The sequence below is a fragment of the Deltaproteobacteria bacterium genome (assembly GCA_018668695.1).
Classification (GTDB): Bacteria; Myxococcota; XYA12-FULL-58-9; order XYA12-FULL-58-9; family JABJBS01; genus JABJBS01.
In genome coordinates, this window is sequence record JABJBS010000179.1 from 1 (window position 1) to 2,070 (window position 2,070).

A 2,070-nucleotide genomic window follows, 5' to 3' on the forward strand; every position below is an offset into this window, starting at 1 on the left:
CAAGGTGCGTGATGCTATCCAGGTGACCCAGCATGGCCATATCGACGAGTCCTGCCACCGGCACCAAAACCGCGGCAAAGATATTGGGAATGGCGAGTCGAACAAACCGGCGCCGCTGGGCTAATTGATTTGTTTCAGTAACCATCACGCGCTTTGTCAAAGGTCGCCATATGAATCTTACCGACCCCCTCGCGCCCTTGCTCAACATAGCGGCGCAACACGTAGGTTACCGCGCTAAAAGCAATCTCATCCCATGGGATCTCATCGAGCTTAAAAAGCTTCGTTTCCAAGGTTTCTATTCCAGGTTTAAAGTCGGTTGCTGACTTTAGGTCCGCGAGAAAGAACATTTGGACCTGGCTGATGTGAAGCACACTGTAGACAACAAAAAGGGGCCCCAGTTTTACTTTTGCGAAGGCTTCCTCGTAAGTTTCGCGCAAAGCCCCCTCCTCCAAAGATTCCCCTTTCTCCATAAACCCAGCCGGCACGGTCCACAGACCATGCTGGGGTTCAATCGCCCTACGGCACAAGAGGACGCTGTCCTTCCAGATGGGCAGGCATCCGGCAATGATTCGCGGATTCTCGTAATGTATACGAGCACAGCCCTCACACACCGCCCGTTCACGGTTGTCACCCTCCGGCACACGGTAAACGACCTTTTCCCCACATGCGCTACAGAACTTCACAAAATACCCCTTCGAACTTGTATGTTAACTTGGCTCGTTATAGCCCACAGCTGCCTACGGTGCGAGCCCATACGTTTGTATCTTCTTCATCCATGTGGCAACTTTAACCCACCCAAGGAGACCTCGTGGATCTGGTGACCCAAGCCTCTGTCGGTGCAATCGTAGCGCTCGCCGTGGCTCCAAAACAACTGACCAAGCGAGCCGCTTTTGTTGGTGCGGTATCTGGTATGGCTGCCGATCTGGATACCTTATTAGGTGTTAGCTCCGATCCACTTCTCACCTTAGAAATCCACCGTCACTTTACTCACTCACTGGCATTCATTCCGTTCGGCGCCACACTGGTTACCCTGCTCATCTGGCTTGGCTCACTTCGCCGATGGAGCTGGCACTCCATTTGGTGGTTTGCCATTCTTGGCTACTCAACCCACGGACTCCTAGACGCCTGTACAAGCTTCGGAACGCATCTACTTTGGCCGTTTTCCATGGAACGCACAGCGTGGAATATTGTGTCCGTTGTCGATCCGCTCTTCACGCTTCCTATTATTGGATTGGCTTGTACGAGCTTCGTTAAGAAGCGCCGATTCTCGGCCATCCTCGGTACCACGTGGGGTTTACTTTACCTTTTCTTGTGCCTGCACCAGCACAACATTGCGATTGATGAACAAGGTTCGCTCGTTGCAACACGTGGCCACTACCCTGAACGCTCAGTCATCAAGCCAAGCTTTGCCAACAATGTTCTTCACCGGTCAGTGTATGAGCATGATGGCATCTTCTATGTGGATGCTATACGGGTTGGGTGGTTCTCTATCCCGCATATTTATACGGGATCAGGCATTGCTCGCCTCGAAGTAGATGATGTTTTCCCTGAACTCACTCAGCCATCTGAGCACCAACAAGGCATCGCCCGGTTTCAAAATCTCACCGACAATTTCCTTGTGCTCCACCCGGGAGAAGAGTTCGTGCTCGGCGACATCAGGTACGCCATGATACCAAGTAGCATCAGACCCCTCTGGGGCATTCGGGTGACTCCCAGCACGCCCCATAAACCCGTAGAGTTCATTCAGACGCGGGACCGTAAGCCCGGCGAACTTCAACTTTTCCTCAATATGCTATTCGAGCTTTAGCCCTGGCGTCATTCTAAACATGATTGGCGAATGGTCTGATAAATAGACTCCACGCAGGACCTGCGCGCAGGTGCCAACCAGCTTCTTATTCGAAAAGACATAATCTAAAAGCCGGGCTCGCTTATCGCGCCACACATCACTCGATGTGACATCACTTCCAATATGAGCATCATAAAAATCAGAGAATCGAACCAAAAAATCTAAATGCTCACGGCCGTCTAGATTAAAGTCTCCCACCAAAAGGTGCGCCGTCTCAGCCAAGC

Annotated in this window: 4 protein-coding genes; 1 reads left to right on the plus strand and 3 read right to left on the minus strand. The window is 51.8% G+C overall.

Going from position 1 to position 2,070, the window contains the following annotated elements; all coding sequences use genetic code 11:
* Together HOK28_09520 and HOK28_09525 are read right to left on the minus strand one after the other, a co-directional pair.
* Positions 1 to 145: hypothetical protein (locus tag HOK28_09520; protein ID MBT6433319.1), on the minus strand; the 145-nt coding region annotated here is incomplete at its 3' end.
* Complete coding sequence (locus HOK28_09525) at positions 135 to 683, minus strand: NUDIX hydrolase (protein ID MBT6433320.1); 549 nt, start codon at positions 681 to 683, stop codon at positions 135 to 137. The genes HOK28_09520 and HOK28_09525, both read right to left, overlap by 11 nt.
* Before the next feature lie 125 nt (positions 684 to 808).
* Here HOK28_09525 and HOK28_09530 point away from each other — a divergent pair, with 125 nt between their 5' ends.
* Entirely contained in the window at positions 809 to 1,807 is a 999-nt protein-coding gene (locus HOK28_09530; GenBank protein MBT6433321.1) for a metal-dependent hydrolase, read from the plus strand.
* Here HOK28_09530 and HOK28_09535 read toward each other — a convergent pair.
* A partial coding sequence (locus HOK28_09535) for a hypothetical protein (protein MBT6433322.1) occupies positions 1,793 to 2,070 on the minus strand: 278 nt, incomplete at its 5' end. The two genes, HOK28_09530 and HOK28_09535, sit on opposite strands and share 15 nt — an antisense overlap.